General features: G+C 68.9%; 22 protein-coding genes. 12 read left to right on the top strand and 10 right to left on the bottom strand.

The window, feature by feature from the left end; translation table 11 throughout:
* Nucleotides 1–110: 110 nt before the first annotated feature.
* The 3 genes from ccsB to QTI45_RS09985 form a co-directional block, all read right to left on the bottom strand.
* Nucleotides 111–1,427 carry a c-type cytochrome biogenesis protein CcsB gene (gene ccsB, locus QTI45_RS09995; RefSeq protein WP_286654230.1) on the bottom strand — a complete coding sequence of 439 codons (1,317 nt, stop codon included), beginning with the start codon at nucleotides 1,425–1,427 and terminating at the stop codon, nucleotides 111–113.
* Nucleotides 1,424–3,565, bottom strand: a complete 2,142-nt coding sequence (locus QTI45_RS09990; protein WP_286654229.1) for a cytochrome c biogenesis protein ResB — start codon at nucleotides 3,563–3,565, stop codon at nucleotides 1,424–1,426. The genes ccsB and QTI45_RS09990 overlap by 4 nt, the downstream gene beginning before the upstream one ends.
* 105 nt (nucleotides 3,566–3,670) lie before the next feature.
* A complete protein-coding gene (locus QTI45_RS09985) occupies nucleotides 3,671–4,345 on the bottom strand; it encodes a c-type cytochrome (RefSeq protein ID WP_286654228.1) in 675 nt (224 codons plus the stop codon).
* A gap of 70 nt (nucleotides 4,346–4,415) precedes the next feature.
* On the opposite strand from QTI45_RS09985, the gene yihA reads away from it, so the two are divergent.
* Together yihA and QTI45_RS09975 are read left to right on the top strand one after the other, a co-directional pair.
* Nucleotides 4,416–5,108 (top strand): ribosome biogenesis GTP-binding protein YihA/YsxC, encoded by a 693-nt coding sequence (gene yihA, locus QTI45_RS09980; RefSeq protein ID WP_286654227.1) that lies wholly within the window; start codon nucleotides 4,416–4,418, stop codon nucleotides 5,106–5,108.
* Between the two features lie 103 nt (nucleotides 5,109–5,211).
* Nucleotides 5,212–6,126 carry an alpha/beta fold hydrolase gene (locus QTI45_RS09975; RefSeq protein ID WP_286654226.1) on the top strand — a complete coding sequence of 305 codons (915 nt, stop codon included), beginning with the start codon at nucleotides 5,212–5,214 and terminating at the stop codon, nucleotides 6,124–6,126.
* A gap of 129 nt (nucleotides 6,127–6,255) precedes the next feature.
* Here the strand turns inward: QTI45_RS09975 and QTI45_RS09970 are convergent, their stop codons facing one another.
* Nucleotides 6,256–7,143, bottom strand: coding sequence for an LpxL/LpxP family acyltransferase (locus tag QTI45_RS09970; protein ID WP_286369057.1), 888 nt, complete (start codon nucleotides 7,141–7,143; stop codon nucleotides 6,256–6,258).
* A complete protein-coding gene (locus QTI45_RS09965; RefSeq protein WP_286654225.1) occupies nucleotides 7,140–8,018 on the bottom strand; it encodes a lysophospholipid acyltransferase family protein in 879 nt (292 codons plus the stop codon). Before QTI45_RS09965 ends, QTI45_RS09970 begins: the two co-directional genes overlap by 4 nt.
* Nucleotides 8,019–8,204: 186 nt before the next feature.
* Here QTI45_RS09965 and metK point away from each other — a divergent pair, with 186 nt between their 5' ends.
* Nucleotides 8,205–9,386: a methionine adenosyltransferase gene (metK, locus tag QTI45_RS09960; RefSeq protein ID WP_286369055.1), complete on the top strand. Its 1,182-nt coding sequence runs from the start codon at nucleotides 8,205–8,207 to the stop codon at nucleotides 9,384–9,386.
* Nucleotides 9,387–9,389: 3 nt separating this feature from the next.
* On the opposite strand, the gene QTI45_RS09955 is transcribed toward metK, so the two are convergent.
* The 4 genes from QTI45_RS09955 to QTI45_RS09940 form a co-directional block, all read right to left on the bottom strand.
* A complete protein-coding gene (locus QTI45_RS09955) occupies nucleotides 9,390–10,019 on the bottom strand; it encodes a phosphoribosyltransferase (RefSeq protein WP_286654224.1) in 630 nt (209 codons plus the stop codon).
* Nucleotides 10,020–10,070: 51 nt separating this feature from the next.
* Entirely contained in the window at nucleotides 10,071–12,203 is a 2,133-nt protein-coding gene (locus QTI45_RS09950; protein ID WP_286654223.1) for a TonB-dependent receptor domain-containing protein, read from the bottom strand.
* Nucleotides 12,204–12,278: 75 nt separating this feature from the next.
* The gene (locus QTI45_RS09945; RefSeq protein WP_286369052.1) at nucleotides 12,279–12,461 is read right to left on the bottom strand and encodes a hypothetical protein; all 183 of its coding nucleotides are present in this window, start codon (nucleotides 12,459–12,461) and stop codon (nucleotides 12,279–12,281) included.
* Nucleotides 12,458–13,642 carry a PepSY-associated TM helix domain-containing protein gene (locus QTI45_RS09940; protein WP_286654222.1) on the bottom strand — a complete coding sequence of 395 codons (1,185 nt, stop codon included), beginning with the start codon at nucleotides 13,640–13,642 and terminating at the stop codon, nucleotides 12,458–12,460. The genes QTI45_RS09945 and QTI45_RS09940 overlap by 4 nt, the downstream gene beginning before the upstream one ends.
* Before the next feature lie 179 nt (nucleotides 13,643–13,821).
* On the opposite strand from QTI45_RS09940, the gene QTI45_RS09935 reads away from it, so the two are divergent.
* Genes QTI45_RS09935 through pgm form a run of 3 tightly spaced genes read left to right on the top strand, consistent with a single transcriptional unit; the run spans nucleotide 13,822 to nucleotide 17,769 of the window.
* Nucleotides 13,822–15,390 (top strand): phospholipase D family protein, encoded by a 1,569-nt coding sequence (locus QTI45_RS09935; RefSeq protein ID WP_286654221.1) that lies wholly within the window; start codon nucleotides 13,822–13,824, stop codon nucleotides 15,388–15,390.
* A gap of 11 nt (nucleotides 15,391–15,401) precedes the next feature.
* Nucleotides 15,402–16,094 carry an HAD family hydrolase gene (locus QTI45_RS09930; protein WP_286654220.1) on the top strand — a complete coding sequence of 231 codons (693 nt, stop codon included), beginning with the start codon at nucleotides 15,402–15,404 and terminating at the stop codon, nucleotides 16,092–16,094.
* 19 nt (nucleotides 16,095–16,113) lie between these two features.
* Nucleotides 16,114–17,769 carry a phosphoglucomutase (alpha-D-glucose-1,6-bisphosphate-dependent) gene (pgm, locus tag QTI45_RS09925; protein ID WP_286654219.1) on the top strand — a complete coding sequence of 552 codons (1,656 nt, stop codon included), beginning with the start codon at nucleotides 16,114–16,116 and terminating at the stop codon, nucleotides 17,767–17,769.
* A gap of 33 nt (nucleotides 17,770–17,802) precedes the next feature.
* Here pgm and QTI45_RS09920 read toward each other — a convergent pair whose 3' ends face one another.
* Complete coding sequence (locus QTI45_RS09920) at nucleotides 17,803–18,813, bottom strand: ABC transporter substrate-binding protein (RefSeq protein ID WP_286654218.1); 1,011 nt, start codon at nucleotides 18,811–18,813, stop codon at nucleotides 17,803–17,805.
* A gap of 97 nt (nucleotides 18,814–18,910) precedes the next feature.
* On the opposite strand from QTI45_RS09920, the gene QTI45_RS09915 reads away from it, so the two are divergent.
* The 6 genes from QTI45_RS09915 (at nucleotide 18,911) to QTI45_RS09890 (ending at nucleotide 24,239) form a co-directional block, all read left to right on the top strand.
* Nucleotides 18,911–19,573 (top strand): TetR/AcrR family transcriptional regulator, encoded by a 663-nt coding sequence (locus QTI45_RS09915; RefSeq protein WP_286369046.1) that lies wholly within the window; start codon nucleotides 18,911–18,913, stop codon nucleotides 19,571–19,573.
* Between the two features lie 99 nt (nucleotides 19,574–19,672).
* Nucleotides 19,673–20,479 (top strand): ABC transporter permease, encoded by an 807-nt coding sequence (locus QTI45_RS09910; RefSeq protein ID WP_286654217.1) that lies wholly within the window; start codon nucleotides 19,673–19,675, stop codon nucleotides 20,477–20,479.
* The gene (locus QTI45_RS09905) at nucleotides 20,476–21,540 is read left to right on the top strand and encodes an NAD-dependent epimerase/dehydratase family protein (protein ID WP_286654216.1); all 1,065 of its coding nucleotides are present in this window, start codon (nucleotides 20,476–20,478) and stop codon (nucleotides 21,538–21,540) included. The genes QTI45_RS09910 and QTI45_RS09905 overlap by 4 nt, the downstream gene beginning before the upstream one ends.
* Entirely contained in the window at nucleotides 21,527–22,378 is an 852-nt protein-coding gene (locus tag QTI45_RS09900; protein WP_286654215.1) for a GNAT family N-acetyltransferase, read from the top strand. The genes QTI45_RS09905 and QTI45_RS09900 overlap by 14 nt, the downstream gene beginning before the upstream one ends.
* Nucleotides 22,379–22,407: 29 nt before the next feature.
* Entirely contained in the window at nucleotides 22,408–23,475 is a 1,068-nt protein-coding gene (locus QTI45_RS09895) for a dihydrodipicolinate synthase family protein (RefSeq protein WP_286654214.1), read from the top strand.
* Nucleotides 23,472–24,239 carry an ABC transporter ATP-binding protein gene (locus QTI45_RS09890; RefSeq protein WP_286654213.1) on the top strand — a complete coding sequence of 256 codons (768 nt, stop codon included), beginning with the start codon at nucleotides 23,472–23,474 and terminating at the stop codon, nucleotides 24,237–24,239. The genes QTI45_RS09895 and QTI45_RS09890 overlap by 4 nt, the downstream gene beginning before the upstream one ends.
* Nucleotides 24,240–24,337: the final 98 nt, after the last annotated feature.

The raw sequence follows: 24,337 nt of genomic DNA, 5'->3' as shown, positions 1-24,337 counted from the left end.
GGATTGCCTTTCGCCTGAGTCGTTTGTCAGGGTGAGTTCGTTGCCGACACCGATCCGGTTACGCCGGAACGGCGCCTGCGGATCATTTCACGGGCGAAAGACCGGGGCGCCTACAGGGTGCCGTAGCTGTGCAGCCCGCTCAGGAACATGTTCACCCCGAGAAAGGCGAAGGTGGTGACGGCCAGCCCGGCCAGCGCCCACCAGGCGGCGACCGTGCCGCGCAGGCCCTTCACGAGCCGCATGTGCAGCCAGGCCGCGTAGTTGAGCCAGACGATCAGGGCCCAGGTTTCCTTCGGGTCCCAGCTCCAGTAGCCGCCCCAGGCGTCGGCGGCCCAGAGCGCGCCCAGCACGGTGGCGATGGTGAAGAAGGCGAAGCCGACCGTGATCGACTTGTACATGACGTCGTCCAGCACCTCGTTGGCCGGCAGCCGCGCCGCGATGCGCTTGCGGCCCATGAGGATGCCGGCGGCGATCAGCGCCGAGATCGCGGCGTAGCCGACCCAGTAGCTGCCGCCGGCCTCCTGCACCCGCTGGCGGAAGGCCACCGGCACGAAGCACAGCGCCACGCCCAGCAGCCAGATCGGCGTCAGCTTGTACCAGCGGGACTCGTCGGCCTGCTCCTTGATGAGGTAGGCGAAGGCGACCATGGCGGCCAGCGAGAAAGTACCGTAGCCGATGAAGTTGGCCGGCACATGCAGCTTCATCCACCAGCTCTGCAATGCCGGCACCAGCGGCTGGATCTCGTGGGCGTCGCGCACCAGCGTGTACCAGAGCAGGAAGCCCACCGCGGCGCTGACCACCAGCATCACGAAGGCGCCGAGCGCGCGCGTGCGGTAGCGCCATTCGAAATACAGGTAGAAGGCGGCGGTGAGCCAGCAGAACAGGACGAACACCTCGTACAGGTTGCTGACCGGGATGTGGCCGATGTCCGGGCCGAGCTGGTGGCTTTCGTACCAGCGAACCATGGTGCCGATCAGCGCCATCGTGACCGCGGCCCAGGCCAGGCGCGAGGCGATCAGGTCCATGGCGTCGCCTTGGCGGCCGCCGAAGAAGCCGATCCAGTAGAACAGCGTGCTCATGAAGAACAGCACGCTCATCCAGAGGATGGCCGACTGGCTCGAGAGGAAGTACTTGAGCCAGAAGACGCTGTCGGCACGCGCCAGGTCGCCCTGGTAGGAGGCGATGGCCAGCAGCGCCGCGGCCGCGACCACGATCGCGAGCACCCGCAGCGGCCGCCAGAACCAGCCGAGCCAGATCGCTGCCGGGACGGTCGCCACCAGGATGGTCTGCTCGTAGAAGTCCATCGCGCCGTGATAGCGCGAGAAGGCGAAAGCGGCCCCGGCCAGCACCAGCAGCGCGAACACCCAGTCGAGGGCGTTGCGGCGCGAAAGCCAGCTGTCGTTGAGCGTGAGCGTGGTGGTGGTCATGGCGCGTTGTCTTTCCTGATGGCGAGCAGCCTGTGCTTCAGGTGCTCGAATTCGCGGTCGCTGTCGAGGGTCTTGCGATTGACCGAGTAGGCCAGGGTCGCCGCGCTGCCCTGGACGTTGCCGCCGTCTTTCGCGAGCCACACCCACAGCCGGCGCTCGCGCACGTACAGCATCGCAAAAATGCCCACGATCAGCAACAGGCAGCCGAGGTAGACGATGTTCTTGCCCGGCGCTCGCGCCACCTGGAAGACGCTGGCCTGCACCTGCTTGAAGTCGCTCATCATCATCGCGACCGGCGCCGGATAGAAGTGGGCGTCGCTGATCGCCAGCACCGCCTGCGTGAGGAAGGTCTGCGACTTCTCGTCGGGCGGCATGACGGCCAGGCCGGCCTGCTCGCGGCTCAGGTTGAGCACTTCGAACAGCACGTCGTTGAGGATGCGCACCAGCACCGCGGCCGCCCGCTCGCGCTCCGCCTCGGGCACGTTGGCTTCCATGAACTCGGCCACCGCCTGCCAGCCGCCGCTGCTGACCGCATCGGCCTTGGCGCGCTCGGTGCCGGCGAACAGGGCCAGCGCCCGGGCGGCGGAACCACGCAACTGGGCCGCCAGCTCGGGTCGCTTGGGATCGGCGGCACGCGCGATATAGCGGTCGAGGGCACGATCTCGCAGCTTCGCGTCGGCCAGCGCGGCACGCATGCGCACGAAGCCATCCATCGAGCCCTGTTCGTCGGCCGGCACGCGCAGGTAACGGAAGGGCTCCTCGGGCCGCTCGCGCACGCCGAGCAGGAACACCGGCTGGCCGTCGCCGGTGTCGACCGGCACCATGTAGTTCTGGAACTCGCGCGCCTGCCCCGCGGCGTCGCGCAGCTTGTAGCCGATGCTCGGGCCGATGTTGCGCAGCACCTTGGGCTTGTTGGTCTTGTTGGCGGCGCCCAGGCGCGACTCGAGATCGTGCCGCAGGTCGACCTTGCGCACGTCGGCGCCGCTGGTCATGGCGCCGCCGTTGCCGTCGGCGAAGTTCTCGACGTTGATCACGCGCAGCGCCACCAGCTCGAGCGTGAGCCGCTCGCTGCCGTTGGTGATCTCGCTGCTGCCGCCGATGGTGCCGTCGATCTCGAAGGGCTTGGCTGCCGCGCCCATCGGCACCGCCTTGAGCTTCACGCTGGAGCCGCCGTCGTCGAAGCTCGACTGGTAGATCTCGACGCCCCTGTAGCTGGCCGGATGGTTGACCTCGATGCGCTTGGCGAACTGCTCGCCGGTCTCGCGGTCGTGCAGCACGACCTCGCTCGCGAACAGCTTGGGCATGCCGGTCGAGTAGTACTCGACGATGAACTTCTTGAGCTCGATCGAGAACGGCAAGTCCTGCAGCAGCACGCCGTCGGCCTGGTTCAGGATCGCGACGCTGGACTGTGCGCCCTCTGGCACCAGGATGTTGCCGCGGAAGGTCGGGTTGCGCGGTGATAGCCGGTGCTCGGGCGCGACGTCGGCGATCAGGCCGCCGCCGGTGTAGACGCTCTTGCCGTTGAACCAGGTCTGGGCCCGCACCACCAGGTCGCCGTCGAACAGGCCGCCGATGCAGACCAGCACGATCGCGCTGTGGGCCGCGATGTAGCCGAGCTTGTGGGCGCCGCCGGCACGCGCCGCCACCATCCAGCCGTCGCCCTCGCGGTGTTGCAGCTTGACCTTCCAGCCGCCGCCCGCGAGCAGCTGGCCGATGCGTTTGGCGGCCGCGTCCGGGGTCTCGTCGAGCACGGTCTCGGCGCGCTGGCCGAAAGCCTTCAGGCTCTGGGCGCGGATGCCCTCCTTGACGGTCTTCAGGTCCCTCAGGATGTGCGGCGTGTTGCGGGCGATGCACAACGAGGTGCTGATCACGAGGAACAGCAGGATCAGCAGGAACCACCAGGCGCTGTAGATCGCATCGAGCCGGGCGGCGCGGAACAGCTCGGCCCAGAAGGGTCCGAACTGGTTGACGTAGTTGCCGAAGGGCTCGTGCTGCTTGAGCACGGTGCCGATGATCGATGCGATGCAGATGATGGTCAGCAGCGCGATCGCGAAGCGCATCGACGAGAACAGCTCCACCGCCGCACGAACCGCTTGAGGTCCGCGGCGGACGCGAAGGCCGTGGGTGGAGACAGACATGGGTGCGAGGCTTGGAAAGCAAACAAGGCGGGCCATCCTGCTGGATGGACCCGCCTTGTTAGGAGTTTGTTATCGGCGGTTGGTTCAGGCTTCGAGGCCCGGCGTTCAGCGCAGGCCGGCGATGTAGTCGGAAACGGCCGCGATTTCCTTGTTGCTGAGCTTGGCGGCGACCCCGGTCATGACGGGCGAATTGAGCCGGGTGCCTTCGCGGAACAGGGTCAGCTGCTGCGCGGTGTAGTCGGCGTGCTGGCCACCCAGGCGCGGGTACTGCACCGGGATGCCGGCGCCGTTCGGGCTGTGGCAGCCGGCGCAGGCCGGGATCTGGCGATCGGCGACGCCGCCGCGGAAGATCCGCTCGCCCAGACCGACCAGCTCCTTCTCCTTGGAGAAGCCGGGCTTGATCTTCTTGGAGGCCACGAACCAGGCGATGTTGCGCATGTCCTCGTCCGACAGCGCCGAGGCCAGCGGCTTCATGATCGCGCTCTTGCGCTTGCCGGACTTGAAGTCCTGCAGCTGCTTGAGGATGTATTCGGGGTGCTGCTGCGCCAGCTTGGGGTTGGCCGCGATCGCCGAATTGCCGTCCGCGTTGTGGCACGAGGCGCAGCTCTGGCTGTTTGCCGGGGTGGCATTGAAGACCGTGTCGCCCTTGGCGAGATCGGGCTTCGGTGCCTTGGCGGGCGCCTCGGCTGCCGGCTTTGCAGCGGGCTCGTCAGCCGCGAAGCTGGCACTGGCGGCGGCGCCCAGAAGGGCTGCAAGCAGAAATTTGGCAAACAACTTCATATCGGGGGCTTGGATTTATGGCGCAAAACCCGGCGATTCTACAATGGCGCCCCGTACCGAAAGCCCATTGATGACCACCCCGCCGCGGAAGCCCGCCCCCAGCTACTCCCGCAAGGACACCGCAGCCGACCCGGCAGCCGCCGAACGCGCCCGTGTGGCACGGGGCTGGCTGCACACCGCCCACTTCCTCACCAGCGCGCCGCAGCTCGAGCATCTGCCGCCCTTCGAGCTGCCCGAGATCGCCTTCGTCGGCCGCTCGAATGCCGGCAAGTCGACCGCCATCAACACGCTCACGCAGCAGCATCGGCTCGCCTTCGCATCGAAGACGCCGGGCCGCACCCAGCACATCAACTTGTTCGGGGTCGGCAAGCAGAAGGTCGACGACGCCGTGCTGGCCGACCTGCCCGGCTACGGCTACGCGGCGGTGCCCAAGGAAGCCAAGCTGCGCTGGCAGCGCGTGATGGGCAACTACCTCATGACGCGCGAGAACCTGCGCGGCGTGGTGCTGATGTGCGATCCGCGCCACGGACTGACCGAGCTCGACGACATCCTGCTCGACGTCATCCGGCCGCGGGTCGAGGAAGGACTCAAGTTCCTGGTGCTGCTGACCAAGTCCGACAAGCTCACGCGCTCGGAAGGCGCCAAGGCGCTGTCGATTGCGCGACTGCAAGCCGGCGGCGGCGAGGTCAAACTGTTCTCGGCACTGAAGCAGCAAGGCGTGGACGAGGCGGCCGAACTGCTGTGGCGCTGGGCGCACCCCTAGGACGGGCAGCCCGCGGCAACCCCCGAACCAGCCCCCATCGACGAGCAGCCCTGAACGCAGCGCTGGCGCCTCCTCGCCGTAGGGACCACCAAGGAGACCGCCTGTGATCGAGACTTTCGCCCGTGCGCTGCCGAACGGCACCACCCTGAGCTGCCGCGCGGCCGGCGCCCCCGGCCGGCCGCTGATGATGTTCCTGCACGGCTTTCCGGAGGCGGCCTTCATCTGGGACGAACTGCTCGCGTACTTTGCGGCACCCGAGCACGGCGGCTTCCGCTGCGTGGCGCCGAACCTGCGCGGCTTCGAGAAATCCAGCGCGCCGTCCGAGGTGTCGGCCTACCGCGCCCACTTGCTGGTGCAGGACATCGCCGAACTGGCGGCGAGCGAGAACCCGGCCGGCCGCATCGAGGTGCTGGTGGCGCACGACTGGGGCGGTGCCTTCGGCTGGGGCTACGGCAACCGGCACGCCGACCGGCTCGGCCGGCTGGTGATCCTCAATTCGCCGCATCCGGGAACCTTTGCCCGCGAACTGCAGAACAGCGCCGAACAGCGGGCGGCCAGCGCCTACATGAACTTCCTCGCGCGGCCCGATGCCGAGGCCCTGCTGGCGGCCGACGACTATCGACGCATGTGGCCCTTCTTCCTCGGCATGAAGGCCGGCCCCGAGGGTTTCGGCTGGCTGACCGAGAAGGTCAAGGACCAGTACCGCGACGTGTGGGATGCGGGCCTCACGGGCGCCTGCAACCTGTACCGCGTGACGCCGCTCAAGCCCCCGATGCCCGGGCAGCCGACGCCCGCGATGCCGGATCTGCCGCATGACAATCTGACCGTGGCCGTGCCCACGATGGTCCTGTGGGCGCTCGACGACAAGGCCCTCCTGCCCGGGCTGCTCGAGGGGCTGGAGGACTACGTGCCGAAGCTCGAGATCGTCAAGGTACCGGGCGCCACGCACTGGATGGTGCACGAGCGGCCGGCCTTCGTCGCATCCGAAATCGAGTCATTCCTCGAGCGCACCCGCTGACTCCGCCCGGCCGGCGCAGCCAGGCCCTTTGGTGGAACACCGCGGAACTGGCTTCGCCAGGCCGCTGGTGTTGCCCCCGGCAGGGGGTGGGCGCCCGGACACGAAGTGCCGGGCAACCTGGGGGCGAGCCTAATACACCGGCTCCTCGCCCTCCGGCCGGGTCTTGAAGCGCCGGTGCACCCAGTAGTACTGCGAGGGCATGGCGTCGATGTAGCCCTGCAGGCGCCGGTTCATGAGGGCCGTGTCGGCCATCACGTCGTCGGTCGGGAAATCCTCCCAGGCCGGCAGCACCTCGATCTCGTAGCCCTCGCGCGTGAGCTTCGAGACCACCGGCACCACCTTGGCGCGGCCCAGCCGCGCGAAACGCGACAGCGAGGGCACGGTCGACGCCTGCACGCCATAGAAAGGCACGAACACGGTCTGGTCGCGGCCGAAGTCCATGTCCGGCAGCAGGTACAGCAGGCCGCCCTTGCGCAGCCCCGCGACGATCGGCTTGATGCCGTCCATGCGGTTGAGCGTGATGACGTTGCCGAAGCGCTTGCGGCCCTCGCTGACCCATTGGTCGACCATCGGATCGCGCTGCGTGGTGTAGATCGTGGTCGACGGCCGGTCGGTGTGCATCGTGAGCGCCGTGGCGGCGGCATCGAGACCGTAGAAGTGCGGCGCGAAGAGAATCATCGGCTCGTGGCCGTGCGCGATCTCCTCGATCACGTCCGCGGCACCGACGACTTTCAGGCGCCGCGCCACCACCGCTTCCGGCGCGTGCCAGAGCCAGCTGCGGTCGAACCACGACTGCGCCACGAAGACGAAGGTTTCGCGCGCCATGCGATGGCGCTCGGCCGGCGTCTTGTCGGGAAAACACAGCGCCAAATTGGTGTCGACCACGCGCCGCCGCGGCACCGCCAGCACATGCAGCACGCGTCCGAGCACCGCGCCGAAGCCACGCACCAGCGGAAAGGGCACGTGCGCCAGCGTGCGCATGAAGCCGATGCCGAGCTTCGACGTGAGCTTGCTCATGTCGCCGCCTCCACCGCGGCTTCGGCGCGCGGCTGCTTGTAGCGGGCGTAGTCCCAGACGTACTGGCCCGGCAGGCTGCGGATCAGCTTCTCGATGCCTTCGTTCATCGCCGTGGCGGCAGCCTCGGGCGTGGCCTTGGGGTCGCTCATCGCGGTGCCGTCGAAGGGCACGAAGCGGATCGCGAAGCCGGCGCCGCGCGGCAGCCGCTCGCAGACGCCGAGGAACACGCGCGCGCCGGTCTGCTGGGCCAGCCGCGGCAGCAGGGTCATGGTGTAGGCCGGCCGGCCGAGGAACGGCGCCCAGACACCCTGCCCCAGCGGCGGCACCTGGTCGGGCAAGAGGCCGGTGTAGCCGCCGTTGCGCAGAGTGCGGATCAGGCCGCGCACGCCGGACACGGTGGTCGGCAGCGTCTGCAGTCCGGGGCGGTCGCGCGAGCCGGCGATCAGCTCGGCCATGAACTTCTTGCGCGCCGGGCGGAACAAGGCCGTGATCGGGCCGTAGTCCTTGAAGAAGCGCTCGCCCACCGCCTGGCCGAAGGTCTCCCAGCTGCCCAGGTGCGGCGACACCAGGATCACGCCCTTGCGCGCGGCCAGCGCGGCCTCGAAGCCCTCGACGCCGTCCCAGCGCACGATGTACGGCAGCAGGCTCCGGTCGCGGGGCCGGGCCCACACGAAGGGCAGTTCGCCGACCATGGCGCCGGCGGCGGCGATCGCCGGACGGTACTGCGCGGGCGTGAAGCCGGCCGCCTCGGCGTTCTCCCTGAAGCGCCGGCGGTAGTCCGGCGCGAGCCACCAGACCAGCCAACCCACGCCGGCCCCGACCGCGTGCATCAGGGGCAGCGGGACACGGGCAAGCAATCTGAACAAGGCAATCATCGAAACATGGGGATGTGACAGGACGCGCGCGCAGCGTACAGCGCGGCTCGAATAGAATGCAAATTGTCGCTGAGTTATGGAACTACTTGCAGGGCGACGTTAAACACCTCTGCTAAAGCGTTCGCCACAGCTCCGAAACGGGTCGGCAACGCGCCAATTGACCAGTTACCAAGGAGTTTGAAACACATGGCGAACGATTTCCTCTTCACTTCCGAATCCGTCTCCGAAGGCCATCCCGACAAGGTGGCGGACCAGATCTCCGACGCGATCCTCGACGCGATCTTCGAACAGGACCCGCGCTCGCGCGTGGCCGCCGAGACGCTGACCAACACCGGCCTCGTGGTGCTCGCCGGCGAGATCACGACCAATGCGCACGTCGACTACATCCAGGTCGCGCGCGACACCATCAAGCGCATCGGCTACGACAACACCGACTACGGCATCGACTACAAGGGCTGCGCCGTGATGGTCTGCTACGACAAGCAGTCCAACGACATCGCGCAGGGCGTGGACCACGCCAGCGACGACCACCTCAACACCGGCGCCGGCGACCAGGGCCTGATGTTCGGCTACGCCTGCGACGAGACGCCCGAGCTGATGCCGGCGCCGATCTACTACGCGCACCGCCTGGTCGAGCGCCAGGCCCAGCTGCGCAAGGACGGCCGCCTGCCCTTCCTGCGTCCCGACGCCAAGAGCCAGGTGACGATGCGCTATGTCGACGGCAAGCCGCACAGCATCGACACCGTGGTGCTCTCCACCCAGCACCACCCTGACCAGAGCGAGACGCCGACCAAGATGAAGGCCTCGTTCAACGAAGCCATCATCGAGGAGATCATCAAGCCGGTTCTGCCCAAGGAGTGGCTCAAGGACACCCGCTACCTGATCAACCCGACCGGCCGCTTCGTCATCGGCGGCCCGCAGGGCGATTGCGGCCTCACGGGCCGCAAGATCATCGTCGACACCTACGGCGGCGCCTGCCCGCACGGCGGCGGCGCCTTCTCGGGCAAGGACCCGAGCAAGGTCGACCGCTCGGCCGCCTACGCGGCGCGCTACGTGGCGAAGAACATCGTCGCCGCGGGCCTGGCGCGCCAGTGCCAGATCCAGGTCGCCTACGCGATCGGCGTCGCGCGGCCGATGAACGTGACGGTCTACACCGAAGGCACCGGCGTGATCCCCGACGAGCAGATCGCCGAGCTGGTGCAGGCGCATTTCGACCTGCGCCCGAAGGGCATCATCCAGATGCTCGACCTGCTGCGCCCGATCTACGGCAAGACCGCCGCCTACGGACACTTCGGCCGCGAAGAGCCGGAGTTCACCTGGGAGAGCACCGCCAATGCGGCGGCGCTTCGCGCTGCGGCCGGGCTGTAAGCCTCAGGCATTCGCCAGCAGCCGGCAGACCTCCTCGTCGGAGGTCTGGCCGAAGTCCTCGTACCACTGCCCGACGGCACGGAAGTGCTCGGGCGTGAAGACGCACACCACCTCGTCGGCCACCAAACCGACGCTCTGCAGCGCCTCGCGCGAGGCCACCGGCACCGCCACCACGATGCGCTGCGGCCGCCCGGCGCGCACTGCCATGACGGCTGCGCGCATGGTGGCGCCAGTCGCCAGGCCGTCGTCGACCAGCAGCAGCACGCGATCCTCGAGCGCCAGCGGCGGACGCTCGCCCCGATAGAGGCGCTCGCGGCGCGCCAGCTCGGCCTGTTCGCGCCGGACCACGGCCTCGACCTCCGCCGCGGGCACCGGCCAGGCCAGTGTCGATTCGTCCAGGTAGCGCACGCCACCCGAGGCGATGGCACCCATCGCGAACTCCTCCTGGCCCGGATGGCCGAGCTTGCGCACCACCAGCACGTCGAGCGGGGCATTCAGCGCGGATGCGACTTCGGAGGCCACCGGGACGCCGCCTCTGGGAAGGCCGAGCACCAGCAGGTTGGGCTGGCCGCGCCAGGCCGCGAGGGCGCCGGCCAGGGCGCGGCCGGCGTCGCTTCGATTCTTGAAATCCATGGGGGCCTCCCGCACGGAGTCAACCTGATCGGTTGGGGACAGAGCAAGGTCTCAGAAACGATACGCCGCACTCATGCCGATCGTCCAGTTGCGCCCGGGTGCCGGCTCGTAGTAGCGGGCATTGCCCTCGTTGACGATCACCGAGCCGATGTACTGGCGGTTGAACAGGTTGTCGATGCGCGCGAAGGCGTTCAGGTCCCAGCGCTGCCACTGCATCACGTAGCCCGCGAACAGCGCCGCCACCGCGTAGCCCGGCGCGCTCACCGTGTTGCGGTCGTTGGCCTCGATCTTCGACAGCGCGCGCAGCTCGGCGCCGGCGCGCCAGCCCTGCGGCGGCACCCAGCCGAAGGAGGCGAAGAAGGCCTGCGGAGCAATGCCCGGGATGCGATTGCCGGCCGGCACGATGGCGGCCGCGGTACATGGCACGGTGCTGCAGAAAGTGTCGCTGTAGCGCGCGTCGAGCCAGGTGTAGGCCAGCTGGGTGCGCCAGTTGCTCGCGCTCTGGTGCTGCCAGGCCAGCTCGAAGCCGTCGCGGGTGGTCTGCCCGGCATTCTGGAAGGTGGCCCGGCCGCCGACGTTGGTGGCCGTCACGATCTCGTCGCTGGTCCGGGTCTTGAACAATGCCGCCGTGAGCAGCCCGCCCGACAGCCGCGCCTTGGCGCCGACCTCGAAGCTGTCGTTGGTCGCCGGCTGGAGCGCGAAGTTGAGCCCGCCCAAGCCGTCGGGCCGGTACGAGAGTTCGTTCAGCGTCGGCGTCTCGAAGCCGCGGCCGACCGAGGTGTAGAGCGCCAGGTCGCGCGTCGCCTGGTAGCGCAGCGACGCCACCGGCAATGTCTCGGCATAGCGCGCGCTACCGCTGTCGTTGCGGTTGGCGCCCACGATGTAGTGGTCCTGCGAGTCGAAGTCGACCGTGCTGCGGCGCACGCCGGCCTCGAGCGTCCAGTTCTCGGCGAAGCGCCAGTTGCCCTGCAGGTAGGGATCGAGGTTGTAGACCTCGTTGGTCTCGTTGCGGCGCAGCCGCCCCTGCACGCCGAGCAGCAGCGGCCGGGCCGCCGGACCCAGGAAGTTCTCGTAGCCGGTGCGCTGCTCGCGCAGCTTGTTGTATTCGAGGCCGGCGACGAGTTCGAAGGGCCGATCCGCCAGCTGCATCCGCGAGATCCAGCGCAGGTCGAGGCCGCCATAGTCGCGCGCCAGCCCGATCACGCCGCCGGCGCTGGTCGGGCTCAGCTGCGCCGTGGGCGGGATGGCCTGGTACTGCGAGGTCTTGCGCTGGCCGCCGTAGACCAGCAGGCGCAACGTGTTGTCGGCGTCCAGCCGGCGTTCGTAGGTCAGCCCGGCCTGGGTCTGGTCGACCGTCTTGCGGGTATCGAACTGCGTCGCCACCACCGCGCTGCGCCGGTTCAGCGCGTACTGCTCGGCGGTGAGCCCGAGCGGATCCTGGGCATCGAGGCGCACGCTGTTGGCCACCAGCGTCAGCCGGCTGCCGTCTTCCAGCGTGAAGCCCATCTTGCCGTTGATGATGTCGCGCTTGGCCGCGCTGTGGTCCCGATAGCCGTCGGTCTCGAAGTGGCCGCCGCTCAGCAGGTAGTCGACGGCGCCGGAGGAACCGCTGGCCTTGACGCCGGTTCGGGTCGTGCCGAAGCTGGCCGCGGCCATCGAGAAGCCCAGCGTCGGCGGCCCTTCGCCGGTCTCGGTGAAGGACTGCACCACCCCGCCCGAGGAGTTGCCGTAGAGCGCCGAGAAAGGTCCGCGCAGCACCTCGACATGGTCGACCGACCCGATGTCGATGTTGGAGGTCTGCCCCTGGCCGTCGGGCAAGGTCGCCGGGATGCCGTCGACGTACAGGCGAACCCCCCGTACCCCGAAGGTGGAACGGGCGCCGAAGCCCCGGATCGAGATCTGCAGGTCCTGCGCATAGTTGTTGCGGTTCTGGATCTGCAGCCCCGGCACGCCGCTCAGGCTCTCCGACAGGTTGACCCCGAGCCGGCTGTCGCGCATGTCGACGCCTTCCACGCGGTCGACCGAGCCCGCCACCTCGAACAGCGGGGTCGGGCCGGCGGGCGTCGAGACCGTGACCTCGCCCAGCGTCGGGGCGCTGCCGCCGTTCTGGGCCTGGGCCTGGGCCTGGGCCGCAGACGCGGCTGCGAGCAGCAGGCAGGCGGAGGCGACGAAGGAGAGTTTCATCGCCGCGATTCTGCGGTGCGCCGCGCCGGCGCCGGCGAAGGGCAATACCCTATGGCGCGCCGACGCAGGAGGAAGCTAGGTGCGTCGCAGCCAGCCGAACCAGAGCCCGGCGGCGACCGGGATGCCGAGGGTGACCCAGGCGATCGCATCGCCCAGGCCGCCGTCGCTGAACAGCGCCGAGACCAGCCCCACCGCGGTGAGCAGGCCCAGCACGATCGGCCAGCCCCAGAGCCGCCAGAAATGTCCTTGATGCTTCATGTGCTCGCCTTGACGGCAGCGCCGGACGGCGCCATCGACGGCGCCGGGCCCTGAGCCTGACCCGCCTCGTCCGCCCGCGTCGGCGCCGCCTTGCCGCGCTTGAGCCACAGGTAGAGCCCGCTGCCCAGCACGATGATCGTCGCGATGTCGAGCAGCGCCCAGAGGATCTGCATCGGCATGCCGCCGTAGTCGCCGAAGTGCAGCGGCTGCGAGACCAGCAGCGCGGTCAGATACCACGGCAGCCGCGGACTGGCCGTGATCTCGCTGGTCTTGGCATCGACCAGCACCGGCTGCAGCAAGCGCGAGGTGAGCGGCTCGTTGCCGCGCAGGAACACCGTGTGGTGGTGCGGGCTCGAGAACAGCGTGCCCGGGAAGGCGATGAAGGCCACCTTGCTGCCCGGAACGCGCGCCTTCGCGGCGTCGAGCGCCTCCTGCACCGGTGCGCGCTCCGCGGCCGGCACCGTCGCCTGCCCCTTGTAAGGCTGGAGCAGCGCGCTCAGCTGGTCGTGCTGCCAGTACTTGACGATCAGGTCGGCCCAGGTGTTGATCATGCCGGTGGCGCCCACCGTGAAGGCCCACACCAGGGTCACGATGCCCAGCAGGTTGTGCAGGTCCAGCCACTGGAGGCGCGGCCGGCGCTCGCGCCGCACGGTGCCGAACTCGAGCTTGCGCATGAAGGGGGCGTAGAGCACCACGCCGGAGACGATCGCGACCAGCAGCAAGAGGCCCATGAAACCCAGGAACAGCTTGCCCGGCAGCCCCGCGAACAGGTCGACGTGGAGCCGCAGCATCAGGTGCATGAAGCCCTCGTCGGTGGGCGGCTGCCCCACCACCAGTGCGGTGCGCGCATCGACCGCGATCGACTTGAAATCGTCCGTCGGTTCCGGTGACGGCGTCAGGGTGACGAACCACAGGGCGTCGTCGTCCGCCTCCTGCGAGACGAACTGCACGATTCGATCGGGATAGAGCGCATTCGCCGCTGCCAGCACCCGGTCGAGGCTGGCCCGCGGCGCATTCGCGGGCATCCTGGGAGCCTCGATCTCGGTGCCCAGCAGGTGGCCGATCTCGTGGTGAAAGATCAGCGGCAGCCCGGTGAGGCACAGCAGCAGCATGAAGGCGGTGCTGACCAGACTGCTCCACTTGTGGATCCAGGCCCAGGTCTTGATTCGTCGGCTGTTCATCGAAGGTCGGGAAGGCAGGCCGCCAAGGCAGCCGTGCGGGGTGAGAGGCGGTTTCTGCCGTTGATAATCATTCGCATTCTATTCGCGTGATGGGGATGGACAAGTCCCGGGCTACGATCCGCGGGCCGTCCGTCCGGACGGGATCCCTTCACCCGGCCGCCCCCGCGCTGTCCTCATTCATGCTCCGCTGCCTGGTCCTCCTGCTCGCCTGCCTGCTGTCGGCCTGCGCCGGGCTCCCGGCCGTCCCCGCGGCGCCGTACGTGCCGGCCATCGCTGCCTCGCCGGCCACCGAGCTGGGCCGGCTGGCCGCACCCTTCACGGCCTCCCCCGACAGCTTGTCGGGCACCCGCGTGCTGGCGCAGGGCGCGTTCGCGCTGGACGCCCGGCTGGAACTGATCCGGCGCGCCCGGTCTTCGCTCGACCTGCAGTACTACCTGCTCGGCAACGACAAGACGGGCAAGCTGATGCTGCGCGAACTGCGCGATGCCGCCCGGCGCGGCGTGCGGGTGCGCCTGCTGCTGGACGACTTCTACACGACCGGGCTGGACCCGCTGCTGCTCGGCCTGGCGTCCTGGCCGAACGTGGAGATCCGGCTGTTCAATCCCTTCGTGGCCGGCCGCGACCACGCGGCCACCCGGTGGATGGGCTTCGCGGCCGATTTCCGGCGCCTCAATCACCGGATGCACAACAAGCTCTTCGTCGCCGACGGCGCGTTCGCGATCGCCGGCGGCCGCAACCTGGCGGACGAGTACTTCCTGCGCAGCGAAGGCGCCAACTTCATCGACCTCGACATGCTGCTGGCCGGCCCGGTCGTGCCCGAGCTCCAGACCATCTTCGACAACTACTGGAACAGCGAGGTGGTCTGGCCGCTGCACGCGATCGTGCCGGCCATCGAGTCGCCCGAGTCCTTGCAGGCGAGCTTCGAGCGGCTCACCTCGCGCCAGCAGGCACCGCTTCCCCCGGCGCCGCCGGACACCGACATGTTCGGCGACCCGCCGCTCGGCGTCCTGATCGACCAGGGGCGGCTCGAACTGATTCCGGCGCGCGCCAACGCGGTCGCCGATTCGCCGAGCAAGGCGCTGCAGCCGGAGGCAGACCAGGTCGTCCGTGAACGCCGGCCGCCGACCGTGGCCGAGCGCATGCGCGTGCAGCTCGACCTGGCGCGCTACAGCGTCGACATCGTGTCGCCCTACTTCCTGCCCGGCGAGGAAGGCATGGCGCAGATCGCCCGGCTGCGGGCCCGCGACGTGCAGATGAGCGTCGCCACCAACTCGCTGGCCGACACCGACGAGCCGCTGGTCAACATCAACTACAACAACTACCGCGTCGAGATGCTGCGGCTCGGCGTCCGGCTCTACGAGGTCAGCTCCGAGCAGATCAAGCGCAGCCTGAACCTGCGCAAGGCGTTCCGCCAGTCGCGCGGCCGGCTGCACGCCAAGCTGACGCTGATCGACCGCGAGTGGGCGCTGATCGGCTCGCTCAACTTCGATCCGCGCTCGGCCCACATCAACACCGAGCTCGGCGTGCGCCTGCAGGGCTTCGAAGTCGCCCACCGCCTGCTCGATGCCTTCCAGGTCGACAATGTCGAAAGCGCCTACGAACTGCGGCTCAAACCCGGCACCGACCGGATCCAGTGGATCAGCACCGACGGCGAGAGCCTGGTGCACGACGACGAGCCCGACGCCAACCTGCTGGTGCGGCTCAAGCTGCTGCTGTTCTCGTGGTTCGTGCCGAGCGACTTGCTCTAGGAGAGATGCGGATGCAGGACATGGTTTTCTTGCTCGACGTCGACAACACGCTGCTCGACAACGATGCCGTGGTCGACGACCTGCGCCGCCGCCTGAGCGACAACTTCGGCAGCACCAGCGCCGAACGCTACTGGACCTTCTTCGAAGAGCTGCGCGTCGAACTCGGCTACACCGACTACCTGGGCGCGCTGCAGCGCTATCGGCTGCGCGAGCTGAGCGACGACATGAACGACCCGCGCCTGCTGCAGATGTCGACCTTCCTGGTCGACTACCCGTTCGCCGAGCGGCTGTATCCGGGGGCGCTGAAGGTGGTCGAGCATCTGCAGCGCTTCGGCACCACCGTGATCCTGACGGACGGGGACGTCGTGTTCCAGCCGCGCAAGGTGCAGCGATCGGGACTCTGGCAGGCGGTCGACGGCCGGGTGCTGATCTACATCCACAAGGAGCTGATGCTCGACGCGGTGCACAAGCGCTATCCGGCGCGCCACTACGTGATGGTCGACGACAAGCTGCGCATCCTCTCGGCGATGAAGGACCAGTGGGGCGATCGGCTGACGACGGTCTTTCCGCGCCAGGGCCACTATGCGCTCGATCCGCACGAGAGCGCCGCGCATCCCGCGGCCGACATCACGATCGAAAGCATCGCCGATCTTCTCGAATGGCCCCTCGCCGTCCCCCGGCGAGCGGCAGCGCCTACCCTTTGAACGCCACCCAGGAGCTCCCATGGCCTCACGACTCAGTCCCCTCGCCGGCCAGCCGGCCCCCGCGGACGCCCTCATCGACGTCGACGCACTGCTCGCCGCCTACCGCGACCAGCGCCCCGACCCGACCGTGGCGGGCGAACGCGTGGCCTTCGGCACCTCGGGCCATCGCGGCTGCGCCTTCGAGCGCTCGTTCAACGAATGGCATGTGCTCGCGGTGACCCAGGCGATCTGCGATCACCGCCGGGCACAGGGCATCGACGGACCGCTCTATCTCGGCATCGACACGCATGCGCTGTCGGCGCCCGCCGCGGCCAGCGCGCTCGAGGTGCTGGCGGCCAACGGTGTCGACGTGATGCTCGCGACCGGCGACGAGTTCACGCCCACCCCGGCGCTGTCGCACGCCATCCTCACGTACAACCGCGGCCGCACCAGCGGGCTGGCCGACGGCATCGTGGTGACGCCCTCGCACAACCCGCCGCGCGACGGCGGCTTCAAGTACAACCCGCCCAATGGCGGGCCGGCCGGCCAGGAGATCACGGGCCCGGTGCAGGACGCGGCCAACCGCTACATCGAGAAAGGCCTCGAGGGCGTGCGCCGCATGCGGCACGACCAGGCCCTGAAGGCAGCCACCACGCATCGCCACGATTTCCTGGCGGCCTACGTGGGCGACCTGGGCAGCGTGGTGGACATGGACCTGATCCGCGAGGCGGGCGTGCGCATGGGCGTCGACCCGCTGGGCGGCGCCGGCGTGCACTACTGGAGCGCCATCGCCGAGCGCTACCGGATCGACCTCAGCGTGGTCAGCGAGGCGGTCGACCCGCGCTTCGCCTTCATGACCCTCGACTGGGACGGCCAGATCCGCATGGACCCGTCGTCGACCCACGCGATGCAGCGGCTGATCGACATCAGGGATCGCTTCGACGTCGGCTTCGCCTGCGACACCGACCATGACCGGCACGGCATCGTGACCCGCAGCGCCGGCCTGCTGCAACCCAACCACTATCTGTCGGTGGCGATCGACTACCTGTTCCGACACCGCCCGCAGTGGGGCGCCGATGCCGCGGTCGGCAAGACGGTGGTGTCGACGCGGCTGATCGATGCGCTGGCGAAGCGCCTCGGCCGCCGGCTCCATGAAGTGCCGGTCGGCTTCAAGTGGTTCGTCGACGGCCTGCTCGATGCCTCGCTCGGCTTCGTCGGCGAGGAGAGCGCCGGCGCCACCTTCCTGCGCCGCGACGGCTCGGTCTGGACCACCGACAAGGACGGCATCGCCGCGGCGCTGCTGGCGGGCGAGATCACGGCCCGCACCGGCCGCGACCCGGGCGCGCTCTATGCCGAACTGGCGAACGAGTTCGGGAACCCGGTGGCCAGCCGGATCGACGCCCCCGCCAGCCGGGAGCAGAAGAAGCGCTTGTCGGCCCTGAGCCCGCAGCAGCTGCGCGCCACCGAACTGGCCGGCGAACCGATCGAGAGCGTGCTGAGCCATGCCCCGGGCAACGGCGGCGCGATCGGCGGCATCAAGGTGATCGCCAGCAACGGCTGGTTCGCCGCCCGGCCTTCGGGCACCGAGGAGATCTACAAGATCTACGGCGAGAGCTTCCGCGGCGCCGAGCACCTGGAACGGATCCTCGCCGAGGCCCAGACCATCGTCGACGCGGCGATCTCGCCCACCGCCTGATGGCGCATCGCGCGGCCCGAAGCCGAAACCGCCTTACTCGGCCGGCATCCTCACGCCCTTGTCGAGGTAGTCGTTGGTATAGAGCCGGGCCGGGTCGAAGGGCTTGTCGAGGCCGATCAGCGACTGCACCAGTTCGTAGTCGGCCTTGACCCGCGCACCATCGAAAGCCCCGAGCGCCACCTTGGTGGTGGTGTCGTCGCGCATCAGCTGCTTGATGCGGCCCCACTGGTCGCGCTGGTTGTCGGGGCTCAGGCCGCTGACGCTCGCGGTGAGCGCGTCGAGGCAGGGCGCGAAGTCCTTGACGCAGGCGCTGTAGGCCCGCTGCGTGACCGCCGCGAACTTCCTGATGCGCTCCGGATTGGCCGCCAGGTAGGCGCCGTTGACCATCAGCGAATTGCCATACACGTTGACGCCGATGTCGCGCCAGGCGACGAAGCCGAGGTCGGGGCCGAACTCGCGCACCTTCAGGTCGTGCTCGTTGTAGAAGTCGCTGATGATGTCGACCGACTTGCTCTTCAGCGCCCCGACCTTGGCCTGCGGGCTCAGGTTGACGAAGTTCACGGCCGCCGGATCGATGCCGGTCTTCTTGGCGAACGCTGGCCACATCAGGCGCGCCGCGTCGCCCGGCGGGTTGCCGATCTTGCGGCCGGCGAAGTCCTTCGGCGCGTTGATGCCGGAGGACTTGAGCCAGTAGAAGCCCTGCGGGCTGTTGGCATAGATCACCATGACGGCCTTCAGGTCGGCGCCCTTGCCGACCGCCTGGATCGCGGTCGGCAGGTCGGCGATGCCGAGGTTGGCGCCGCCCGATCCCACGCGCTGCGCCGACAGGGCCGAGCCCTTGCCGGCCTCGATCGTGAGGTCGATGCCGGCCTCGGTGTACCAGCCCTTGGCCTTCGCGAAGTAGATCGGCGCATGGTCCGCGGTCGGCGTCCAGTTGAGCATCAGGTTCATCGGCTCGGCTGCCGATGCGGCGCCGGTCATTCCGGCGCTCGCGAGCAAGGCGGCAGCCAGGGCGGAAAGAACGGCAGGCAATCGGATTCGCATGGGGCTCGCTCCAGAATGGAAGGGTTGGTAGAGGCGTAGAATTTATATTACCAACTGTTTGGTTGACACGCAACCTGGTCGAACGAAGAATCCCGCCATGGCCTCCACATCCCGCACCGCCCCCGCCGCCACCCCGCCCGCCGTCGCCCGGAGGGATGCCGCCGCCACGCGCGCGGCACTGATCGAGGCGGCCGTGAGCGAGTTCTCCCGCAACGGCTTCGCGGGTGCGCGGGTCGACGAGATCGCCCGCGCGGCAGGCGTCAACAAGCAGCTCGTCTACCACTACTTCGAGAGCAAGCAGGGCCTCTATCTGGTGGCGCTCGAATCGGTCTACGCCGAGATCCGCGAAAAAGAGCAGCGCCTGTCGCTCGGCGAACTGGCGCCGGCGGAGGCGATGAGCCAACTGGTCGCCTTCTCCTTCGACTACCTGGCCGAGCACCCGGAGTTCATTGCGCTGCTGACCGACGAAAACCGCAACCAGGGCAGCCACATCCTCGAATCCGAGCGGCTGCAGAAGATGCACTCGCCGTTCATCGAGATGCTCGAAGCCACGCTGGCGCGCGGCGTGGCCGAAGGCGTCTTCCGGGCCGACTTCGACGCCATCAACCTCTACATCTCGATCGCCGGCATCTCCTACTTCTTCTTCTCGAACAACCACACGCTGTCGGCGATCTTCGGCAAGCCGCTGGGCTCGCGCGGCGCGCTGGTGCAGCGCCGGCGCCACGTGATCGAGTTCGCGCTGAACGCGCTGCGGCCCTGACGATCTTCCAGCTCTTATTTAATCAACCAGTTGGTTGACACCTGAGGGCCATCGCCCTATCATTTCTTCACGACCGCTCCTCGTGAGAAAGAAATCGATATGACGGCCATCGTCCCCGCAGCCAGCGGCCAGCCCGCCGCTTCCGCCGACCGCCCCGCCTGGCAGCGCTGGGCCGCGGTGGCCGGTGTCCACCTCGCCTGCATCGCGCTGTGGGAACTGGCGGTGCGCGCATTCAAGATCCAGACCTTCATCCTGCCGGCGCCGTCGCAGGTGCTGGCCACGCTGGCCAATCCCAACTACCACTGGCTGCACAACACCGGCGTGACCGCGCTCGAGGTGTTCGGCGGCTACGCGCTCGGACTGGTGCTCGGCATCCTCGGCGCCCTGCTGTTCATCACCAGCCGCCGGCTGATGCTGCTGGCGTTCCCGCTGCTGGTCACGCTCAACATGATCCCCAAGGTGGCGCTCGGGCCGCTGATCATCGTGTGGTTCAGCTATGGCATCGGGCCCAACATCCTGATCACCTTCAGCCTGTGCTTCTTTCCGATCCTGCTGACCACGATCCGCGGCCTCAACGAGACCGAGCCCGACCTGCTGAACCTGGTGCACGCGCTGCGCGGCTCGCGCTGGCAGCTGTTCCGCTACATCCAGCTGCCGGGCTCCCTGCCCTACGTGTTCTCGGGCATGAAGGTCGCCACCATCCTCGCGGTCGCGGGCGCCGTGGTCGGCGAGTTCATCGCCTCGGACAAGGGCCTGGGCTATCTGATGATCCAGGTGCAGGCCTCGCTCGACACCCCCGCTGTTTTCATGGCCGTGCTGCTCATCACCGGCCTCGGCGTGCTGCTCTATCTGCTGGTCCTGCTGATGGAACGGTACTTCATCACCCAGGACGCAAGAATCCAATGAACACCTCCGCGCACACCCCCGCGCTGCTCGACGAGCGCCACTTCCCTTCGCACTTCGAGACCGAGGCGGCACTGGAGCAGTTCCTCGCCACGCCGTCGCGCGAACTGGTCGACGACCTCGCGCGCCTCCCGGGCGACCTGATGATCCTGGGCGTCGGCGGCAAGATGGGCCCGACGCTCGCGCGGCTGGCGCGCAATGCGCTGCCGGCGGACCGGCGGGTGATCGCGGTGGCGCGCTTCAGCGAGCCCGGCATGCGCGAGATGCTCGAAGGCCATGGCATCGAGACCATCGCATGCGACCTGCTCGACGCCGCTGCGCTGGCCGCACTGCCGCAGTGCCCCAACGTGATCTTCATGGCCGGGCGCAAGTTCGGCGCCGATGCCGACAACCCGTTGACCTGGGCCATGAACGTGCATGTGCCGGCCCTGGTGGCGCAGGCCTTCAGCCGCTCGCGCATCGTGGCCTTCTCGACCGCCTGCGTGTACCCCTTCGTGCCGGTGACCGGCCAGGGCGCAGCGGAAGACCTGCCACCCAGCCCGCCCGGCGAGTACGCCAATTCATGCGTCGGGCGCGAGCGCATGTTCGAGTACTTCTCGAAGCTGCACGGCACGCCAGGTCGCCTGTTCCGCCTCAGCTATGCGATCGACCTGCGCTACGGCGTGCTGGCCGACGTCGCGATCAAGGTCTGGCGCGGCGAACCGGTCGACGTCACCATGGGCCACGTCAACGTGATCTGGCAGGGCGACGCCAACGCGCAGGCGCTGCGCTGCCTGGTGGCGGCCACCGTGCCGACATCGCCGCTCAATGTCAGCGGCCCCGAAACGACATCGATCCGCTGGCTGGCCGAGGAGTTCGGCCGACGCTTCGACAAGCCGGTCGAGATCACCGGCAGCGAGGCACCCACCGCCTGGCTCATGAACACCGGCGAGGCCGAGCGGCTGTTCGGCTACCCCAAGGTGCCGCTGTCGCAGTTGATCGGCTGGGTCGCCGACTGGATCGCGCGCGAACAGCGCCTCTACGGCAAGCCGACCAAGTTCGAGTCGCGCGATGGCAAGTACTGAGTCCGGCCCGCCCGCGGTCGAGACACTCGCCGCGCTGGACGCCGGCAGCCTCGCGATGCTCGACGCGCTGGTGGTCGCCAGCGGCTGGAACCAGACCGCCGACGACTGGGCGCTGTTCGCCCGCCATGGCAGCGTGCACGCGGTGCGCGACGCCGACGGGCAGATCGTGGCCAGCGGCGCGGTGCTGCCGCTGGGCGCCAGCGCCGCCTGGATCAGCATGATCCTGGTCGCCCCCGGATCGCGCGGCCTCGGCCTCGGCCGCAGCGTCTTCGAGCAATGCCTGCGGACGGTGAAGGCCGCGGGCCGCATCGCGATGCTCGACGCCACGCCGGCCGGCGAACGGCTCTACCTGCAGTACGGCTTCACGCCGCTCTGGCGGCTGTCGCGCTGGCATCGCGGGCCGGTCGACGGCAGCGCCGCGACAGCGGCGGCGCGATCGGACGACACCGGATTCGATGCCCTCGCCGCCCTCGATGCCGAAGCCCTCGGCCTGGACCGCAGCGCGGTGCTGGGCGAGTTGATGCGGCGCGCGGACAGCCGGGTGGTGCGCCATGCCCAGGCCTTCGCCGTGGTTCGCGGCGGCCGCATCGCCCACCACGTCGGGCCGCTGGTGGCGACCGACGAAGTCAGCGCGGCCCTGCTGCTGCGCGAGCTGACCGACGGCCGCACGCCGGCGCTCTTCGTCGACGTTCCAGACGACCGCCCGCTGCTGCGCCGGCAACTCGCCGAGGCGGGCTTCACGCTGCAGCGCGGCTTCGTGCGCATGGCGGCGGGCGACGCGCCGGCGCGCGGCCAGACCGCCTTCATCCACGCGATCGCCGGCCCGGAATACGGCTGACGCCACACCCCTTCCCTTCAGGAGCTTTCATGCCGTTGCAACGATCCGATCTTCCCGCGCAGGTGCTGGACCTGCTGGCGGCGGGCACCGTGATTCCCGCCCATCCGCTGGCCCTCGATGCCGGGCGCCGGTTCGACCGGCGCCGGCAACGCGCCCTGACCCGCTACTACGTCGACGCCGGCGCCGGCGGCCTCGCGGTCGGCGTGCACACGACCCAGTTCGCGATCCGCGAGCGCGGCCTCTACGAGACCGTGCTCGGCGCCGCCATCGAGGACCAGCGGGCATGGACCGGGCGGCCGATGGCGATGATCGCCGGCCTCTGCGGCCCGACCGCACAGGCCAGGGCCGAGGCGCAGACCGCGGTCGGCCTCGGCTACCACGCCGGGCTGCTGAGCCTGGCCGCGGTCGCGACCGCTTCCGAAGACGAACTCATCGCGCACTGCGAGGCCGTCAGCCGGGAGATCCCGCTGATCGGCTTCTACCTGCAGACGGTGGTCGGCGGGCCGGTGCTGTCGAGCGACTTCTGGCGCCGCTTCGCGCTGCTGCCGAACGTGCTGGCGATCAAGGTCGCGCCCTTCAACCGCTACCGCACCATCGACGTGGTGCGCGGCCTGGTCGATGCGCGGGCCGAGGAGCGCGTCTTCCTCTACACCGGCAACGACGACCACATCGTGCTCGACCTCGCGCTGCCCTTCAGCGCAATGCGTGACGGGGCGCCGGTGACGGTGCGCTTTCGCGGCGGCCTGCTCGGCCACTGGTCGGTCTGGACCTCGAGCGCGGTCGCGCAGCTGGCGCAGATCAAGGCCGAGCTGGCGGCCAACGGCGGCACGCTGAGCCCGGCCCTGCTGGCGCTCGACTCGCGCGTGACCGACTGCAACGCCGCCTTCTTCGACGTCGCCAACAACTTCCACGGCTGCATCGCCGGCTGCCACGAGGTGCTGCGCCGGCAGGGCCTGCTCGAAGGCATCTGGTGCCTGGACCCCGAGGAAGGGCTGGGCCAGGGCCAGGCCGCGGAGATCGACCGGGTCTACCGGTTGCACGGCGACCTGGGCGACGACGCCTTCGTGCGCGACAACCTGGCGCGGTGGCTCGCATGAGCGATCCGCTGATCCGCATGCGCCAGCTGCGCAAGGTCTACCGCAAGAAGGCGGAAGAGTTCCTGGCCGTATCCGACGTCTCGATGGACATCCACGAAGGCGACATGGTGTCGCTGGTCGGACCCTCGGGCTGCGGCAAGTCGACCCTGCTGAAGATCCTCGCCGGCCTGCACGGGCACGACGGCGGCGTGCTGCAGATCGGCGGCACCGGCGGCGCCGCCTTCAATCCCGGGCGCGACGTCGGCATGGTGTTCCAGCAGCCGCTGCTGCTCAAGTGGCGCACCGTGATCGACAACGTGCTGCTGCCGGTCGACATCCTCGGCCTGCCGCGCAAGGCGGCCGTCGAACGTGCGCACGCCCTGCTCGAGATGGTCGGGCTGACCGGCTTCGCCGACAAGCTGCCCTACGAGCTGTCGGGCGGCATGCAGCAGCGCGCCGCCATCGCCCGCGCCCTGATCCACGATCCGAAGCTGATCCTGATGGACGAACCCTTCGGCGCCCTCGACGCCCTCACGCGCGAGAAGATGAACCTCGAGATGCTGCGCATCTGGGAGGAGACCGGCAAGACCTTCGTGGTTGTGACCCACAGCATCCAGGAGGCGGTGTTCCTGGGCACGCACTGCGCGGTGCTGACCGCCGGGCCGGCGCGGATGGCGGATTTCTTCCCGATCGAACTGCCGGCGCCGCGCCGGCTGCACATCAAGACCAACGCCGAGTTCGGCGGCTACGTGCGCCGCATCTACGACCTGCTCGGCGTCGAATAGACGGCCCGATGCCCCGGCAAAAACGGGCGCTCTTCCTTGAAAAGACACAAAACACCCTTATGATTAGCACTCGTTGGGGTTGAGTGCTAACAGCGCCT

The organism is Variovorax saccharolyticus (assembly GCF_030316765.1).
GTDB classification, from domain to species: Bacteria; Pseudomonadota; Gammaproteobacteria; order Burkholderiales; family Burkholderiaceae_C; genus Variovorax; species Variovorax saccharolyticus.
The sequence above is the reverse complement of the archived record's forward strand: the minus strand, read 5'-3'. Positions and strand labels throughout refer to the sequence as shown.

Coding starts and splice junctions, on each gene's coding strand:
- ccsB (WP_286654230.1), bottom strand. CDS start 1,427: ATGACCACCACCACGCTCACGCTCAACGACAGCTGGCTTTCGCGCCGC.
- QTI45_RS09990 (WP_286654229.1), bottom strand. CDS start 3,565: ATGTCTGTCTCCACCCACGGCCTTCGCGTCCGCCGCGGACCTCAAGCG.
- QTI45_RS09985 (WP_286654228.1), bottom strand. CDS start 4,345: ATGAAGTTGTTTGCCAAATTTCTGCTTGCAGCCCTTCTGGGCGCCGCC.
- yihA (WP_286654227.1), top strand. CDS start 4,416: ATGACCACCCCGCCGCGGAAGCCCGCCCCCAGCTACTCCCGCAAGGAC.
- QTI45_RS09970 (WP_286369057.1), bottom strand. CDS start 7,143: ATGAGCAAGCTCACGTCGAAGCTCGGCATCGGCTTCATGCGCACGCTG.
- QTI45_RS09965 (WP_286654225.1), bottom strand. CDS start 8,018: ATGATTGCCTTGTTCAGATTGCTTGCCCGTGTCCCGCTGCCCCTGATG.
- metK (WP_286369055.1), top strand. CDS start 8,205: ATGGCGAACGATTTCCTCTTCACTTCCGAATCCGTCTCCGAAGGCCAT.
- QTI45_RS09955 (WP_286654224.1), bottom strand. CDS start 10,019: ATGGATTTCAAGAATCGAAGCGACGCCGGCCGCGCCCTGGCCGGCGCC.
- QTI45_RS09950 (WP_286654223.1), bottom strand. CDS start 12,203: ATGAAACTCTCCTTCGTCGCCTCCGCCTGCCTGCTGCTCGCAGCCGCG.
- QTI45_RS09945 (WP_286369052.1), bottom strand. CDS start 12,461: ATGAAGCATCAAGGACATTTCTGGCGGCTCTGGGGCTGGCCGATCGTG.
- QTI45_RS09940 (WP_286654222.1), bottom strand. CDS start 13,642: ATGAACAGCCGACGAATCAAGACCTGGGCCTGGATCCACAAGTGGAGC.
- QTI45_RS09935 (WP_286654221.1), top strand. CDS start 13,822: ATGCTCCGCTGCCTGGTCCTCCTGCTCGCCTGCCTGCTGTCGGCCTGC.
- QTI45_RS09930 (WP_286654220.1), top strand. CDS start 15,402: ATGCAGGACATGGTTTTCTTGCTCGACGTCGACAACACGCTGCTCGAC.
- pgm (WP_286654219.1), top strand. CDS start 16,114: ATGGCCTCACGACTCAGTCCCCTCGCCGGCCAGCCGGCCCCCGCGGAC.
- QTI45_RS09920 (WP_286654218.1), bottom strand. CDS start 18,813: ATGCGAATCCGATTGCCTGCCGTTCTTTCCGCCCTGGCTGCCGCCTTG.
- QTI45_RS09915 (WP_286369046.1), top strand. CDS start 18,911: ATGGCCTCCACATCCCGCACCGCCCCCGCCGCCACCCCGCCCGCCGTC.
- QTI45_RS09910 (WP_286654217.1), top strand. CDS start 19,673: ATGACGGCCATCGTCCCCGCAGCCAGCGGCCAGCCCGCCGCTTCCGCC.
- QTI45_RS09905 (WP_286654216.1), top strand. CDS start 20,476: ATGAACACCTCCGCGCACACCCCCGCGCTGCTCGACGAGCGCCACTTC.
- QTI45_RS09900 (WP_286654215.1), top strand. CDS start 21,527: ATGGCAAGTACTGAGTCCGGCCCGCCCGCGGTCGAGACACTCGCCGCG.
- QTI45_RS09895 (WP_286654214.1), top strand. CDS start 22,408: ATGCCGTTGCAACGATCCGATCTTCCCGCGCAGGTGCTGGACCTGCTG.
- QTI45_RS09890 (WP_286654213.1), top strand. CDS start 23,472: ATGAGCGATCCGCTGATCCGCATGCGCCAGCTGCGCAAGGTCTACCGC.